This is a genomic window from Mycobacterium sp. ACS4054 (genome assembly GCF_001667275.1).
Classification (GTDB): Bacteria; Actinomycetota; Actinomycetes; order Mycobacteriales; family Mycobacteriaceae; genus Mycobacterium.
The window spans coordinates 1-15488 of sequence record NZ_LZHV01000065.1; the positions used below are offsets into that span (position 1 = coordinate 1).

Here is a 15488-nt window from a genome sequence, read left to right on the forward strand (position 1 = left end):
GGTCGGCCAGCGGTCCCTGCAGCAGTGTCATAGATCACCTCCCCGGCTGGGTTGCTTTTAGTGTACCCAGATGTTTACCTGAGTACAGCGATCTATACCTAGATGCTGGGACTCGAGGAGGAGCCATGAACCGCGACGCCGTCATCGTCGGAGCCGTCCGCACGCCCATCGGCAAGGGCAAACCCACCGGCGCCCTGCACGACGTGCTGCCGGCCGACCTGCTGGCGCACAGCCTGCGGGAAGTGGTGGCCCGCACCGGCGTGGACCCGGGGCAGATCGACGACGTCATCGCCGGAGCCGTCGCCCAGGTCGGCGACCAGGCCGTGAACATCGCCCGCAACGCGCTGCTGGGCGCGGGATTCCCGGAATCGGTTCCCGGCGTCACGATCGACCGGCAGTGCGGCAGCAGCCAGCAGGCCATCAGCTTCGCCGCCCAGGGCGTGATTTCCGGCGCCTACGACCTCGTCGTCGCCGCCGGTGTGGAGTCGATGGGCCGCGTCCCGATGGGCACCTCGGTGCTGCCGGGCAGCAACCCGTTCGGCGACGACATGACGCGGCGCTACCCCGACGGTCTGGTGCCGCAGGGCATCAGCGCCGAGCTGATCGCGGCGCGCTGGGGCTTCTCGCGCACCCAGCTCGACGAGTTCTCCGCCGCCAGCCACGACAAGGCCGCCCGCGCCACCAAGGACGGGCTGTTCGACAACGAGCTGATTCCAATCGCCGGGCTTGCCACCGACGAATTCATCCGCCCCGGCACCACCGTCGAGACGCTGGCCGGCCTGTGGCCCGCGTTCTACAGCGAGGCGATGAAAGCCCGCTTCCCGCAGATCAATTGGGAGATCACCGCGGGCAACTCCTCGCCGCTGTCCGACGGCAGCGCCGCGGTCATGATCACCACCAGTGAAACGGCCAAGAAGCTCGGCCTGCGCCCGCTGGCCCGCATCCACACCACCACCGTGGTGGGCTCCGATCCGCTCTACATGCTGACCGGGGTCATCCCGGCCACCGAGAGGGTGTTGAGCCGCGCCGGCCTGACGCTCGCCGACATCGACCTGTTCGAGGTGAACGAGGCCTTCGCGCCCGTCGTGCTGGCCTGGGCGCAGGACACCGGCGCCGACCTGGCCAAGACCAACGTCAACGGCGGCGCGATCGCGATCGGCCACCCGCTGGGCGCCAGCGGCGCGCGCATCATGACCACTCTCGTGAACGCGTTGCAGCAGCGCGGAGGCCGGTACGGGCTGCAGACGATGTGCGAGGGCGGCGGCATGGCCAACGCCACCATCATCGAGCGGTTGTGAGACGACGATGTCCTCGCAGCGCACCTCGAAGCTCTTCGTCATCGGCGGCACCGGCGCCCAGGGCATGCCCGTCATTCGTGCCCTGGTCGCCGACAAGAAATACTCGGTTCGATTCCTGAGCCGCGACCCCGCGTCCCGGCGGGCCAAGGAGCTCCTCGCCCTCGACAACGTCTCCGTCCTGGAAGGTTCGTTCGCCGATGAAGCGGTCCTGCGCGAAGGGTTCCGCGGCGCCGACGGAGCGTTCATCAACATCGACGGGTTCAACACCGGCGAGAAGACCGAGATGTATTGGGCGATGCGCGCTTACGAGATAGCCGTCGAAGAAGGCGTCAGGTTCTTCGTCTACGGCAACCTCGACTATGGGCTCAAGAAGTCGGGATATGACTCCCGATTCCGCACCGGCCACTATGACGGCAAGGGCCGCGTGGGTGAGTGGATCCTGTTTCAGAATCAGGTGAACGGCAATCGAATGGGCGCGGCGGTGTTCACGACCGGCCCGTACATCGAGATGGTGATTTCGCCCGGGACGCCGATGGCACCCAGCATCGAGGACGGCGTGGTGACGTGGCGGGTTCCGCTCGGCGAGGGAGCCGTACCCCACGTGGCTCTCGAAGACTGCGGGTATTACGTCCGTTGGCTTTTCGACCATCCCGAGCGCGCGAATGGCCTCGATCTCGAAGTCGCCATTGACCAGATCCGCTACGCCGATCTTGCCGCGGCGTTCGAGAAGGTCACCGGGCGTCCGGCCCGCTACATCGACACCGATCTGGACACCTACTGGCGCGAGGGTCCCCTCAGCAGAGCCGCGGATGCACCCGCCGGGTACAACGCGGACCCGAACGACAAGAGCACCATGAACATCCGCGACAACTTCACCGGGTTCTGGAACTTGTGGAGGTACGAGATCATCAAGCGCGATTACGCCCTGCTCGACGAGATTCACCCGCATCGGATCAAGAGCGCCGAGGAGTGGCTCCGCCGAGAGGACCGGTTGGGACGAGAGCTGGGCAAGGGCGGCCTGTGGGAGCGGGTTCAACCGGAGAACCGGACCCCGATCCTCAAGATCGGCGAGGACCGAAGGACGGGAAGATTATGACCGAGACGGTTTTCAACGGCGTGCGCGTGCGTTACGAGAGCGCCAAGAGCTACGACGAGGTGCTCGCCGCGCTCCTGGCCGACATCGGCGAGCGACCCGTCCCCATCAACGACATCGCGGCGGCCACCGACTGCTGGGACGCTTACCGGCAGCGCGTCGAAACGCACGTCGGGCCAAGCGGATTCATGCTGTTCGGCGCCTTCGATCACGGGGCGTGGATCGCCAAGGCCGGCATCGACCGCAGGGTGACCCGCGTCATTCTCGGCAACCCGCTGATCGCGATCACGATGCTGCGCCACGACGTGACGGCGGGCCTGTTCGCCCCGGTCGAGCTGCTGATCACCGACGAGGGCGAAGGCAGCAGCCTGACCTACGTCAAGCCGTCGTCGCTGATGGTCGTCGAACCCAACCCCGAATTGCTGAGCGCCGCACTGCAACTCGACGCCAAGCTGGCCGCGCTGGCCGAAAAGGTGACCGGCGGGGCCTAACCCCATACGCCGCCGGATGGTGCGCGGTCAGGGTTTCTGTGGCTCGCGACGGCCCAGCAGGAGCCGCTCGGCGTTCAGATGGGCCAGCTTGGACTTGTCTTCGGCGCTCAGGGGTGCCCCGTTGATGAAGGCCCGCGCGTCTCGGTAGCCGGCGGTCGCCCCGGCGAGATCCGGGCCTCCTCCCCCGAGCGCGGCGCTGTACGGGTCGTCTTGGGCGAACATCAGGCGATCCGGTCCCAAAACGTCGAGCGTTTGTCGCAGCATGCGGTGGCTGAAGACGCCACCGGCCGTGACGTACACGTTGTTGGTAATGTAGTCGAGGACGCGTCGGTCCAGGCCGGTGTCGGTGATGCTGAGGGCGTCGGCGCGATCGGCGAAAGAGACGAGCATCTCCCCCCAGTGGCCGAGGATGATCTGCAGGTCGGGATGCCGGTCGAATGTTCCGGCGAGGATCAGCCGCAACGCGGCGAGACCTGCCTCGGCGTGCCAGCCCCACCCTCCGGTGGCCAGCATCAGGTTTGTCGCGAACCCGAAACCGCCGTAAGACGTCTCTCGCACGGCGGCGGGCGGTATGCCGGGATGGATGTAGACGGGCACCCCGAGCTCCGCGGCCGCCTCGAAGACCGGCCGAAAAGCGGCGTGGTCCAGAAGGTCTGGACCGGTACGGGGAAACACCATCGCACCGACGAACCTCAGTTCGAGAATGCAGCGGCGCAGTTCGTCGGCGGCGGCGTCGGGATCGGGAGTAGGCAGGGTGGCGAACGCCGCGAAGCGGTCCGGCCGGCGCCGCACCGCCTCGGCGAGGAAGTCGTTGGCGTCGCGGGCCAGCGGCACGGCCACCGCCGGCGGCAGCGGCTGGGTGCCGGGGGTGGTGATGGAGAGCACCTGGACGTTGACGCCGGCGGCGTCCATGCGGGCCAGGCGCTCTTCGCCGACGTCGAGCAGCCGACGACTGGTGTCCTCGGGATTGCTGAGCCACGTGACGGTGTCATCCCCACCGCATTCGACGAGCGTCTCCCGAAGCCCGGCGGTCCACGCGTGTTCCTCCACGGCGATCACCCGCGACACCTGAAAGCCGTTGTCGGGTAGCGCTTGTGCTCCTTGTGCCGAAGGTGGCGACATCACGGTTACCTGACCTCCTCAGCCGCGGGGTTTCGGTGCGGGCGCCCGTCCAGGGCCGGCCGACCGCATACCACTATAACCGGACCATAGTCCGGTTATTCCGTCGGCCGCTCCCGCCGTCGCCGATCACATCCCGCCTCTTCCCGAATCTCGCTGCGCCGCAGAGAAAGACGCCGAGCGTGAATGAGCGGGGCTGGTGACTCAGAGCCAGCCGGTGCGTGCGGCCGCGACCGGCTCGGGCGGTGACGGGGCCAACTCGCCGTCCCGCACCCCGTCGAGCATCCGTTTCACCGCCGCCACGATTTCCGGTGCGGCCGCGGCCAGACCGGCCTTATCGGCCTCGGGAACCTGGTCGGGATCGACGCCCGCGCGCGCCAGCACGGCGGCCGGGTCGGCAAGCTGATCGGCCAGCCAGGCCACCGGGTCGGCGGACAGCTCCGGGACGAAATGCCGGCGGCCGGGTTCCCAGCCGTCGAACTTCGGGTGGTGATGGGCGCGGTCCAGCGTGCCCGGCGGGCTCTCGGTGGAGCCGAACAGATCGACCCGCCACACCGGGCGGTTGAACCCGATCGGGACGCCGGCGTAGATCGAGCCCTGCGGCTCGTCCCGGTCGACGAGGCGCAGTTCCAGGCGCACGCCCCGCTCCGGGGTCTCCTGACCTTCCAGCGGGCGCGGGTCGACGAAGAACATGTCGCCGACCACGACACCCAGGGTTTCGAATCCGAACGCTGCGAGCATGTCGTCGAGCGTAGTCCCGTCAGGCGCCGACCTTGCTGGCCGCGCGCTCGGGTGAGACCACCTCGTAGTCCGCCAGCGCCACTGCCCTTGTGCGGCGCTGGTATTCGTGCACCAGCCCCGGCCAGTTCGTGGTGACCCGGCCCGAGGCGGTGCGGTACCAGGAGTCGCAGGTGGTCCACACGCCGGCGTCGAGGCGGGCCTGGACCTCCGCGTCGTAGGCCTGTTCCACGTCGGCCCGCACCTCGAACGCGCGCCCCCCGCCGCCGCGGGCGAGCTCCTCGGTGAGCTGGCGGATGTAGCGGGCCTGCTGCTCCATCATCAGGATGATCGAGCTGCTGCCCAGGTTGGTGTTCGGCCCGTAGATCAGGAACATGTTCGGGAAACCCGGCACGGCCATGCCCAGATGGGCACGCGCACCGCCCGCCCACTCGGCGTGCAGGTCACGGCCGTCGCGGCCGGTGATCGTCATCGGGGCCAGGAATTCGGTGGCCTTGAACCCGGTGCCGCAGATGATGACGTCGACGTCGTGCAGCCGGCCGTCGGCGGTGCGCACCCCCGCCGGCGTCACCTCGCTGATCGCCTCGGTCTGCACGTCGACGTTGTCGCTGGCCAGCGCCGGATACCAGTCGTTGCTGAACAGCACGCGCTTGCAGCCGATCGGATAGTCGGGGGTGACCTTGGCCCGCAGCACCGGATCCTTGATGTGCCGCTTGATGTTTGCCGACGCGACGATGCCGATCAGCCGGGCGAGCGGGGCGACCCTGGTCAGCGCGAGTCCGAAGAACTCCGAGATCTCCCAGATCAGCCCGCGCATGGCGGCGGCGAACCCCGGCGCCTTGGCGAACGCGGCGTGGTGCGCTCGGGTGTAGGCGCGGTCCGGCTTCGGGATGATGTACGGCGCGGAGCGCTGAAACACGGTGACGCGCCCCGCGGTCTGGCGGATGCGCGGGACGAACTGGATCGCCGACGCGCCGGTGCCGAGGACCGCGACGCGCTTGCCGGTCAGGTCGACGTCGTGGCGCCACTGGGCCGAATGGAACGAGGGGCCCGCGAACGTGTCGAGTCCCGGAATGTTCGGGAACGCCGGCCGCGACAGCTGGCCCACCGCGGGCACCAGCACGTCGGCCTCGAAGGCATCGCCGGCCGAGGTTTCCACCCGCCAGGTGGCGGTGTCGTCGTCGTAGCACGCCGAGGTGACCTCCACCCCGGTGTGCACCAGGTCCCGCAGGCCCAACCGGTCGGCGGTGTCGTGGATGTAGCCGAGGATGTCGGGCTGCTCGGCGTACCGCCGCCCCCAGTTCGTCTTGCGGGCGAAGGAGTAGGAGTACAGGTTGGACGGGACGTCGCAGGCCGCACCGGGGTAGGTGTTCTCCCGCCAGACGCCGCCGACGTCGTCGGCCTTCTCCAGCACCGTCACGTCCGCCAGACCGTCCCTGGACAGCTCGTAGGCGGCGGCGATGGCGGCGAAGCCGGCCCCGATCACCAGCACGCGGGGCTTGCGAGTAGTCGAAGTCATGCGACAAACGTTAGGGCCGCGCGACGCGTCAGAGGGAACCGATTGCGGTCGGCAAATCCATGATTCCGGCCACAATCAGACGGCCCGCAGCCGGGCCCGGGGCGCGACCGAGCGCTGATAACGCGCCGGGGTCGTGCCCGTCCACCTCTTGAACGCGGCGATGAAGCTCGTCGCCTCCGCGTAGCCCAACCGCAGCGCGACGTCGTCGACCGACAGCGCGCCCGTCGCCAACAGCTCCTCGGCGAGCACCCGGTGCACCTCCTCGAGCAGATCCCGAAACGACGTGTTCTCCTCGGCCAGGCGCCGGCGTAGCGTCCGCTCGCTCATCGCCAGTTGCCGGGCGACGGCGGAGATGGTGTGGGGCGCGCCGTCGACGGAGGCCAGCCGCTCGCGGACGCGGCGGGCGACACCGGTGCGCTGCCGGCGGCGCTCCAGCAGGGCGCGGCACTGCTGCTCGCACATGGCCACGGTCTGCTCGCTGGCCTGGGGCAGCGGGTTGTCCAGCAGGGCGGCGGGCCAGCGCGCCACGCTGGCCGGCGCGTCGTAACCCGGTCTCACACCAAAGGCCTTGCGGGCCAAGGCATCCGATGACGGCGCGGGACCCGTGAAATCGATCGAGGTGAACGGAACGGGGCGGCCCAACATCTCCGCCATGACCCGGGCGATGGCCGCCAGGTCGCGACGCACCAGGAACTTCGCCACCGGACCGGTCAGGTCGGGCAGGTCGAGCCGCAACGCCGCCACCGGCCCCTCCACCATGACGGTCGGCAGGCAGAAGCCGTAGCTGAGGTCGTAGAACCGCGCCGCGAACCGCACGGCGTCGCCCAGCGTCGAGCTGGTCAGGCAGGCGAAGCCGAAGATGCCCAACGACCCGACGTGATAGCTGCCGCCCACCCGCACGCCGAGGTCGGCCGCGTTGCCCAGCAGGTTCACCAGGTTGGTCGCGACCGCCAGCTCTTGACGCCCGACGATCATCCGCTGGTGGTCGCGCAGGTCGGCCTCCGATAGGCCGGTGCCGTCGAGCACGTCGGCCGCGGCAAGCCCGTTCTCGCAACCGAATTCGGTCATCAACGCGACGCTGGCCGTGCTCCGCGGAAAGTCCCAGTGCGAGACCTGCGACCCGACGAACACCGGCACGTATCCCAGTATGGCGAACGGCGACGCCGCCGAACGTGCACTCACGGCGACAATCAGCCCGAAATATCGCCCTCAGTACACGCTCGGCGCGGAGTGCTACGCCGCCAGGTCGTCAGCGCGCCGCGCCTCGCGCTGCGCGCGCTTTCCGCGCCGCCAGCCGCGCACGGTCTCGATGGCTGTCTTCAGCCCCCGCCGCCGGCCGGTCTCCGGGTCGGTGCCCGCGAAGCCGGGCTCCAGTTCGGCGAACATCCGCTCGCTGCGGGTTTCCGGCGCGTTGTCGGCGTCGTCGCGCAGGTACTTGTTGGGCAGCGACAGCTTGGCCAGCGTGCGCCACGTCTTGGCGTACTGCACCAGGAACGAGCCGGTGGTGTAGGGCAGGTCGTACTTGTCGCACACCTCGCGCACCCGCACCGCGATCTCCTCGTACCGGTTGCTCGGCAGGTCCGGGTACAAGTGGTGCTCGATCTGGTGGGACAGGTTGCCGCTCATGAACCGCAGCACCGGCCCGGCGTCGAAGTTGGCGCTGCCCAGCATCTGGCGCAGGTACCACTGGCCCTTGGTCTCGCCGATCATGTCGGTCTTGGTGAATTTCTCCGCGCCGTCGGGGAAATGGCCGCAGAAGATGACGGCGTTGGCCCACACGTTGCGGATGATGTTGGCGGTGGCGTTGGCCGTCGCCGTGGACCGGTAGCTGGCACCCGGCGACAGCGAGGTCAGCGCCGGGAACGCGACGTAGTCCTTGAAGACCTGCCGGCCGGCCTTGGCCAGGAACTCGTCGACCCGCTGCCGCGCGTCGTCGTGCTCCATCCGCTTCTTGACGATCTTGCCGATCTCCACGTGCTGCAGGCCGACGCCCCACTCGAACAGGAGCATGAGCATGGTGTTGTAGACCAGGTTGAACATATTGAAGCGCTTCCAGCGCTGGTCGCGGGTCACGCGCAGCAGGCCGTAGCCGACGTCGTCGTCCATCCCGAGGATGTTGGTGTACTTGTGGTGCACGAAGTTGTGGGTGTAGCGCCAGTGCTTCGACGACCCGCTCATGTCCCACTCCCACGTCGAGGAGTGGATCTCCGGGTCGTTCATCCAGTCCCACTGGCCGTGCATGACGTTGTGGCCGATCTCCATGTTCTCGATGATCTTGGCCACGCCCAGGGTGACGGCCCCCGCCCACCACGCGGAACGGCGGGAACTCGCGGCCAGCATCAGCCGGCCCGAGACCTCCAGCGCGCGCTGCGCGGCGATGGTGCGGCGGATGTAGCGGGCGTCCCGCGCCCCGCGAGAGTCTTCGATGTCCTGGCGGATGGCGTCCAGCTCAACGGCCAGGCTCTCGATGTCGGCGTCCGTCAGATGGGCGAATACGTCGACGTCTGTGATCGCCACGTCTTCCTCCCTACGGTCGATTGCTAAAGCAGTTCCAGACCTACGCTATCGTAACCTACGAATCCGTAGGTTACCTGTGAGTAGCCTTTAGATGTCGAGCACACAATCGCCCGACGCGGCCGACACGCAGGTCTGAATCCGGGTGCCTGGGTCGTGTTCCGCGCCGGTGCGCAGGTCGCGCACGTGGCCCTCCACCAGGCCGACCACGCACGACTGACATATACCCATTCGGCAGCCGAAGGGCATCTGCACGCCGGCGCTTTCGCCGGCGTCCATCAACGACGTCGCCGCGTCGGCGGCCACCGAGCGACCACTCTGGGCGAAGGTGACCGTTCCGCCGGCGCCCGCGGGCGCCGCCTTGGACACGGCGAAGCGTTCCAGGTGCAGCCGCTCGCCGATGCCGGCCGACGACCACACCCTCTCGGCCTGCGTCAGCATGCCCTCCGGCCCGCAGGCCCAGGTGTGACGCTCGCGCCAGTCCGGGACCTCGTGGTCGAGCAGGGCGAGGTCCAAGCGGCCCCGGCTGCGGGTCTCCCGCAGCTGCAGGCGATAGCCCGGGTGATCGGCGGCCAGCGCGGCCAGCTCCGCGCGAAACATCACATCCGATTCGGTGGGCGCCGAATGCACGTGGGTGATGTCGCCAATCTGGTTGCGGCGCACCAGAGTTCGCAGCATGGACATCACCGGCGTGATTCCGGACCCCGCGGTGAGAAAGAGGATCGACGGCGGCGCCGGGTCGGGCAGTACGAAGTTGCCCTGCGGCGCGGCCAGCCGGACGACGGTCCCCCGCTCGACGCCGGCAACCAGGTGGGTCGACAGGAAGCCCTCGGGCATCGCCTTCACGGTGATGGTGACGGTGCGCGACGACCCGGAACCGGACGTTTCGGCGGGGCTGGAGGTGAGCGAATACGACCGCCAGCGCCAGCGCCCGTCCATCAGCAGGCCGATCCCGATGTACTGACCCGGCTGGTAGTCGAAGTTGAACCCCCAACCCGGCTTGATCACCAGCGTCGCGGAATCCTCGGTCTCGCGGCGCACCTCGAGGACGCGGCCGCGCAGCTCGCGCGCGGACCACAGCGGGTTGGCCAGGTGCAGGTAGTCGTCGGGCAGCAGCGGTGTGGTGATGCGCGCGGCGATCTTGCGCAGCGCGTGCCAGCCGGGGTGCCGGTCGGCGCCGGCGACCACGGGCCGCTTGGTCTCGACGACGTTGCCCGTGATCGAGGGGTTACGTCTGCCCAGCGGAAGCTCCTGAGGTTTGCGCGGCGTCTTGGTTGCGCTCACCATTGTGGTCGATTCTGAGGGCCTCACGAAACCTACGGTACCGTAACCTACGGTTGCGTAGCTAGGTCGGCGGCACCGAATGCGTCACATCGTTGCCCGTCAGAGCAGCTCGAGCAGGAACGGAAGCTCCTGGTTGGCGTACCACGCCAGGTCGTGATCCTGGGCGTCGCCGACGATCACCTCGGCGTCCTCGTCGCCCAGGTCGGCGGCGTCGATGACTTCGATCGCTTTGGTCACGTCCGCCTCCGCCTCCGCGTTGTCGACGTACGCGGCGATCACGTCCTCCAGCGCGACGGGCGCGTCCAGTCTCACCACGGCGTCGTCGAGGTCGGGCCGAAAGCTGACGTCGGAGGCCTCGGCGGCCAGCACCGCGCGCCGCGGCGGCAGGGATCCCTCCGCGTCCGGGTCGGCCAGCAGGCGCAGCGACGCCAGCGCCGCCTCGCGCAGCGCGACCTCGGCGAGCTCGTCGTCGTCCCCCTCGGCGTAGGACTCGCGCAGCGTCGGCGTCAGCGCGAACGCCGTGCCGTTGACGGGCCGCAACGAGCCCTCGGCCACCAGCCGCTGCAACATCGCGAGCGTGGCCGGTATGTAAACGATCGTCATATCGATGCCTGCCGACCCGTCCCCCGCAAGCGGGAGGTACCCCCAGCGACCGGCTCCGCCGCTCTTGCGATCGTCATGCTCCGATGATGCCGACCCGCTGCGACCGGCTCCGCCGCTCTTGCGATCGTCATGAAGCCCCGACCAGGGTCGCCGCATAGTCCTCGACGTACCTGGACAGCTCGCGCGGCGGACGCTGATAGTTCCCGCTCACCACCGGCGTCTTGGGCAGCTTGACGTGGGGCCGCTCGACGTCGTGATAGGAGATGCTCGACAGCAGATGCGCCATCATGTTCAACCGTGCGTGTTTCTTGACGTCGGATTCCACCACGTACCAAGGGCTGACGGGGGTGTCGGTGTGCACCATCATCTCGTCCTTTGCGCGTGAATAGTCCTCCCGGCGATACAGCGATTCGGTGTCCATCGGGCTGAGTTTCCATTGCCGCACAGGATCATTCAGCCGCGCCTTGAACCGGCGCAGTTGCTCGGCCGCGGAAACCGAAAACCAATATTTGCGCAGCAGGATCCCGTCATCGATCAGCATCTGCTCGAAGATCGGGGTCTGCCGCAAGAACAGCGCATGCTCTTGCGGCGTGCAGAATCCCATCACCTTCTCCACACCGGCGCGGTTGTACCACGACCGATCGAACAACACGATCTCCCCTTTGGCGGGAAGGTGGGCGATATAGCGCTGGTAATACCACTGGCCGCGTTCCCGATCGGTCGGTGCGGGCAACGCGACGATGCGGGCCGAGCGCGGGTTGAGGTATTCGGTGATCCGCTTGATGGTTCCGCCCTTGCCCGCGCCGTCGCGACCTTCGAAGACGATCACCACACGTTGGCCGGCATGCCGTACCCACTCTTGCAGCCTCACGAATTCCGTTTGCAGCCGGAACAATTCGGCTTGGTATACGGCGGCGGAAATTTTGGGCGGGTTCGGCGGCGTGGATTTCGCCGCCTTCGCCTTGGGGCCCTTTGTCGCGGTACTCACACCAACGAATGATAGAACCGGCCGGCGCTTTCACCCCGGGTAATTAGCGGGAAGCTTCCAGCAATTCCTCCAGCGATTGGCTCAACAGGCCGGGCAGCAACTCGACGTCGCTCATCGCCTCCCGGTCGGCGTTGATGCCGAAGTACAGCATGCCGTTGTAGGAGGTCACGCTGATGGCCAGCGCCTGGTTGTGCAGCAGCGGCGGCACGGCGTAGGTCTCCAGCAGCTTGGTGCCGGCGACGTACATCTGCGACTGGGCCCCGGGCGCGTTGGTGATCAGCAGGTTGAACGTCCGCCGGGAGAAGCTGGGGAAGCTGGTGGCGACGCGGATGCCCATCGCGTGCAGCGTGGGGGGCGCGAACCCCGACAGGGTGACGATGGTCCTGGCGTCCACCAGGCGGGCGCCCGTGGGGTTCGACTCGGTGGCGTGCGCGATCTGCGACAGCCGCACCACCGCGTTCGGCTCCCCCACCGGCAGGTCGACCAGGAACGGCGTCACCTGGCTGATGGCCTGCCCAGGGCCGGTCGCGTCGAGCTGACCGTCGGCGTAGATGGGCAGCGGCGCCATGGCGCGCACCGTCGCGGTCGGCGACACCGCAACCCCGCGTGACATCAGCCAGTTGCCCAGGGCGCCGGCGATCACCGCGAGCACCACGTCGTTGACGTCGCAGTCGTATCGCGCGCGCAGCGTGCGGTAGTCCTCGAGGTTGCAGCTGGCCACCGTGAACCTCCGGTGGCGCGAGACGGTGGCGTTCAGCGGGCTGCTCGGCGCGGTGCCGCGCGCCACGGCCCGCGCGAAATCGACCACCCGGCGGCCCGCCGCGAGGAGCTCGCCATGGTTGGTCACCAGGCCGCCGATGGCCGACCCGACGGCCTGCAGCTGGGTGCCCGGCCCGACGAACCAGTCGCCGATGGCGCCGAAGATCAGCCGCGCGTTACCCGGGTCGCGCTCGGGGACCCAGATATCCTCGGGCAGCGCCGGGGGGCGCCTGGTGCGGTCGGCGATGACATGGTTGATCTCGAGCGCCGCCATGCCGCTGATCAGGGCTTGATGCGACTTGGTGTAGAGGGCGACCCGGTTCTTGGCCAGACCCTCGACCAGGTACATCTCCCACAGCGGCCGTGACTTGTCCAGCGGCCGGGCGGCCAGCCGGGCGATGAGCTCGTGCAGCTGTTCGTCGCTGCCCGGCGAGGGCAGCGCGGAGCGCCGCACGTGGTAGGTGATGTCGAAGTCGGCGTCGTCCACCCAGACCGGCCGGGCCGAGCCGACCCGCACCTCGCGGACCTTCTGGCGATAGCGCGGGATCTGGGGCAACCGATGTTCCACGGTGGCCAGCAGCGTCTCGTAGCTCAGCCCCGCGCGGGGCCGGCGCAGGATCGACAGCGATCCGACGTACATCGGGGTGGCCGTGTTCTCCAGCCGAAAAAACGACGCGTCCGATGGGGACAACCGGGTCACCATGGGGGCGCAGTCCTCCTCATCGAATCATCGCCCTGCTGGGAAAGGCGATGTCCCGCCCACCGTAATCGCCCGGCCGAGCGCGGGCACGCGCGAGCCCGAGTTGTGCCATGATGACGACTGCCTGCCACTCTCCAGCGGGCTCTTGCGAGTTCGGCCGAAGAGTTGGAGAGTGCGCGTGAACACCAGTCCAGTCGCGGGTCCTTCCGGCGCCTTCGCCGTCCTACCCGTCGTCGACTACGAGCCACCCCCACAAGACATATCGCAGAACGCGCCCGCGTGCCGCCCGTCGACGCGCGCGCCGCTGCGCCGGCGCAGCCCGCACGCGCCGCACCGCCCCCATCCGCCCGGCAGGCAACCCGCGGAACAGCCCCGCCCCGTCATGTCGGCGGCGATGCGCCAGGCGGCGACCTTCGCCGACGCCGCGTTGCGCCGGGTGCTGGAAGTCATCGACCGCCGCCGCCCCGTCGCCCAACTGCGCGCGTTGCTGACGCCGACCCTGATGGATTCCGTTGTCGCGGTGGGCCATTCGGCCGCCGGCCAGCAGGGCGCCGCGGTGCTGCGCCGGCTGCGGCTGCAGCCGGCGGGTCACCGCGACCCCGACACCGCCGCCGAGGTGTTCGGCTCCTACAGCCGCGGGAACCGGGTCCACGCCATCGCCTGCCGCGTCGAGCGCGCGCCCGCCGGGTGGCTGGTGGTGGCCCTGCACATCGGTTGACTCCCCTAGCGCGGGGGCCCGGCGCTGGGCGCGAGCGGGCCGCCGGTATAGCGGGCCAACACGGGACCCACGATCGCCATGATGAAGACGTACGACGTCGCCAGCGCGGCGACGGCGGGGATCGACGTGCCCGCCAACCCGATGATGATCAGCGAGAACTCGCCCCGCGCGATCAGGGCGGTGCCCGCGCGCAGTTGCCCGCGGCGGGCCACCCCGTCGCGCCGGGCGGCGAACACCCCGGTGGCCACCTTGGTCGCCGCGGTGACCACGGCCAGTATCAGCGCCGCCGGCAGCATCGGGACGAGCTCGTGCGGGTCGACCGAGAAGCCGATCGCCAGGAAGAAGATCGCGGCGAACAGATCGCGCAACGGGCCCAGCACCTCGCGCGCCCGTTTCGCCGTCTCCCCGGTCAGTGTCAGCCCCACCAGGAACGCGCCCACGGCGGCCGACGCGTGCAGCGATTCGGCCATCGCGGCCACGATCAGGGTGATGCCCAGCACCCGCAGCAGCAGCTGTTCGGAATCGGGATGTTCGACCAGGCGTCCGACGTGGTGGCCCCAGCGGTAGGACGCGGCGAACGCCGCCAACAGCGCGGCCACCGCCGCCACCATCCCGACGACGGCGTGCAGCCACCCGCCGCCCGAGGCCAGCACGGCGAACAGCGGCAGGTAGGCCGCCATCGCGAAATCCTCCAGCACCAGCACGGACAGCACCGCCGGCGTCTCCCGGTTACCGAGCCGGCGCAGGTCCTCCAGCAGGCGCGCGATGACGCCCGAGGAGGAGATGTAGGTGACGCCGGCCAGGCACAGGATGGCCACGCCGTCCAGTCCCAGCAGCCAGCCGGCGACCGCGCCGGGGGTCGCGTTCAGCACGGCGTCCACGCCCGCGGACGGCAGGTGGTGCCGCAGGCTGGCGGCGAATTCGGCCGCGGAGAACTCCAGGCCCAGGGTCAGCAGCAGCAACACGACGCCGATGGGCGCGCTCGTCGTGATGAACTGGCCGCCGGCGGCCAGCGGCAGTATTCCGCCCTTACCCAGCGACAGTCCCGCCAGCAGGTAGACCGGAATCGGCGACAACGCGAATCGGCGTGCCACGGCGCCCAATACGGCCAGCGTGGCCAGGAGGGCGCCGACTTGTAGCAACAGCGCCCACGAAACTTGCACCGGCTCAGCCCTTGTCGATGATCTGCTCGACGCCGGCGATGCCGTCCTGGGTTCCGATTACGATCAAAACGTCTCGCGCATGCAGCATTTCGGCCGGCCCGGGCGAGGCGAGCACCTCGTCGTTGCGCACGATCGCGACGATGGAGGCGCCGGTGCGGGTCCGCGCGTGGGTGTCGCCCAGCGGGTGGTCGACGAACGGGCTGCTGGCCAGGATGTGAACCTGTCCGGTCTCGAGTCCGGGTATCTCGCGGGCCAGCTCGGTGAACCGCTCGGCGATCCGGGGCGCGCCCAGGATCGCGGCCACCGCCTCGGCCTCTTCCTCGCTGAGGTGCAGCAGCGGGCGGGCCTCGTCGGGATCCTCCCGGGCATAGACGACGACCTCGAAGTCTCCGCTGCGCCGCGCGATGATGCCGATGCGGTCGCCCTTGTGGTCGGTGAACTCGTAGCGAAGGCCGACGCCCGGCAGCAGCACCTCCTTGACATCCATACCGTCAATCCTGA

The 15488-nt window shown here is 68.9% G+C and carries 15 protein-coding genes; 4 read left to right on the top strand and 11 right to left on the bottom strand.

Going from position 1 to position 15488, the window contains the following annotated elements:
- Window positions 1-125: 125 nt before the first annotated feature.
- The 3 genes from A5730_RS21320 to A5730_RS21330 are packed head-to-tail and all read left to right on the top strand — an operon-like array spanning window position 126 to window position 2882.
- Entirely contained in the window at window positions 126-1298 is a 1173-nt protein-coding gene (locus A5730_RS21320; RefSeq protein WP_067904960.1) for a thiolase family protein, read from the top strand.
- Window positions 1299-1305: 7 nt separating this feature from the next.
- A complete protein-coding gene (locus tag A5730_RS21325) occupies window positions 1306-2394 on the top strand; it encodes an NmrA family NAD(P)-binding protein (protein WP_067904963.1) in 1089 nt (362 codons plus the stop codon).
- Window positions 2391-2882 carry a DUF302 domain-containing protein gene (locus A5730_RS21330; protein WP_067904966.1) on the top strand — a complete coding sequence of 164 codons (492 nt, stop codon included), beginning with the start codon at window positions 2391-2393 and terminating at the stop codon, window positions 2880-2882. The genes A5730_RS21325 and A5730_RS21330 overlap by 4 nt, the downstream gene beginning before the upstream one ends.
- Before the next feature lie 27 nt (window positions 2883-2909).
- Here the strand turns inward: A5730_RS21330 and A5730_RS21335 are convergent, their stop codons facing one another.
- From A5730_RS21335 to A5730_RS21375, 9 genes are all read right to left on the bottom strand, one after another.
- Entirely contained in the window at window positions 2910-4004 is a 1095-nt protein-coding gene (locus A5730_RS21335; RefSeq protein ID WP_067904970.1) for an amidohydrolase family protein, read from the bottom strand.
- 201 nt (window positions 4005-4205) lie between these two features.
- Window positions 4206-4742 (bottom strand): hypothetical protein, encoded by a 537-nt coding sequence (locus tag A5730_RS21340; RefSeq protein ID WP_067904973.1) that lies wholly within the window; start codon window positions 4740-4742, stop codon window positions 4206-4208.
- A gap of 19 nt (window positions 4743-4761) precedes the next feature.
- Complete coding sequence (locus A5730_RS21345; RefSeq protein ID WP_067904976.1) at window positions 4762-6258, bottom strand: NAD(P)/FAD-dependent oxidoreductase; 1497 nt, start codon at window positions 6256-6258, stop codon at window positions 4762-4764.
- 75 nt (window positions 6259-6333) lie between these two features.
- Window positions 6334-7440, bottom strand: coding sequence for an AraC family transcriptional regulator (locus A5730_RS21350; RefSeq protein WP_231994751.1), 1107 nt, complete (start codon window positions 7438-7440; stop codon window positions 6334-6336).
- A 51-nt stretch (window positions 7441-7491) separates the two neighbouring features.
- Window positions 7492-8775, bottom strand: a complete 1284-nt coding sequence (locus A5730_RS21355) for a fatty acid desaturase (protein ID WP_067904979.1) — start codon at window positions 8773-8775, stop codon at window positions 7492-7494.
- Between the two features lie 87 nt (window positions 8776-8862).
- Entirely contained in the window at window positions 8863-10056 is a 1194-nt protein-coding gene (locus tag A5730_RS21360; RefSeq protein WP_369829908.1) for a ferredoxin reductase, read from the bottom strand.
- Between the two features lie 99 nt (window positions 10057-10155).
- Window positions 10156-10659, bottom strand: a complete 504-nt coding sequence (locus tag A5730_RS21365; RefSeq protein ID WP_067904982.1) for a hypothetical protein — start codon at window positions 10657-10659, stop codon at window positions 10156-10158.
- Between the two features lie 127 nt (window positions 10660-10786).
- The gene (gene ppk2, locus A5730_RS21370; protein WP_067904986.1) at window positions 10787-11647 is read right to left on the bottom strand and encodes a polyphosphate kinase 2; all 861 of its coding nucleotides are present in this window, start codon (window positions 11645-11647) and stop codon (window positions 10787-10789) included.
- Window positions 11648-11690: 43 nt separating this feature from the next.
- A complete protein-coding gene (locus tag A5730_RS21375) occupies window positions 11691-13109 on the bottom strand; it encodes a wax ester/triacylglycerol synthase family O-acyltransferase (RefSeq protein ID WP_067904989.1) in 1419 nt (472 codons plus the stop codon).
- Window positions 13110-13284: 175 nt separating this feature from the next.
- Between A5730_RS21375 and A5730_RS21380 the strand changes: the two genes are divergently transcribed.
- Window positions 13285-13824: an Rv3235 family protein gene (locus A5730_RS21380; RefSeq protein ID WP_067904993.1), complete on the top strand. Its 540-nt coding sequence runs from the start codon at window positions 13285-13287 to the stop codon at window positions 13822-13824.
- Window positions 13825-13829: 5 nt separating this feature from the next.
- On the opposite strand, the gene A5730_RS21385 is transcribed toward A5730_RS21380, so the two are convergent.
- Window positions 13830-14987: a cation:proton antiporter gene (locus A5730_RS21385; RefSeq protein ID WP_067904996.1), complete on the bottom strand. Its 1158-nt coding sequence runs from the start codon at window positions 14985-14987 to the stop codon at window positions 13830-13832.
- Between the two features lie 4 nt (window positions 14988-14991).
- Window positions 14992-15474 carry a cation:proton antiporter regulatory subunit gene (locus tag A5730_RS21390; protein ID WP_055399072.1) on the bottom strand — a complete coding sequence of 161 codons (483 nt, stop codon included), beginning with the start codon at window positions 15472-15474 and terminating at the stop codon, window positions 14992-14994.
- Between the last annotated feature and the right edge of the window lie 14 nt (window positions 15475-15488).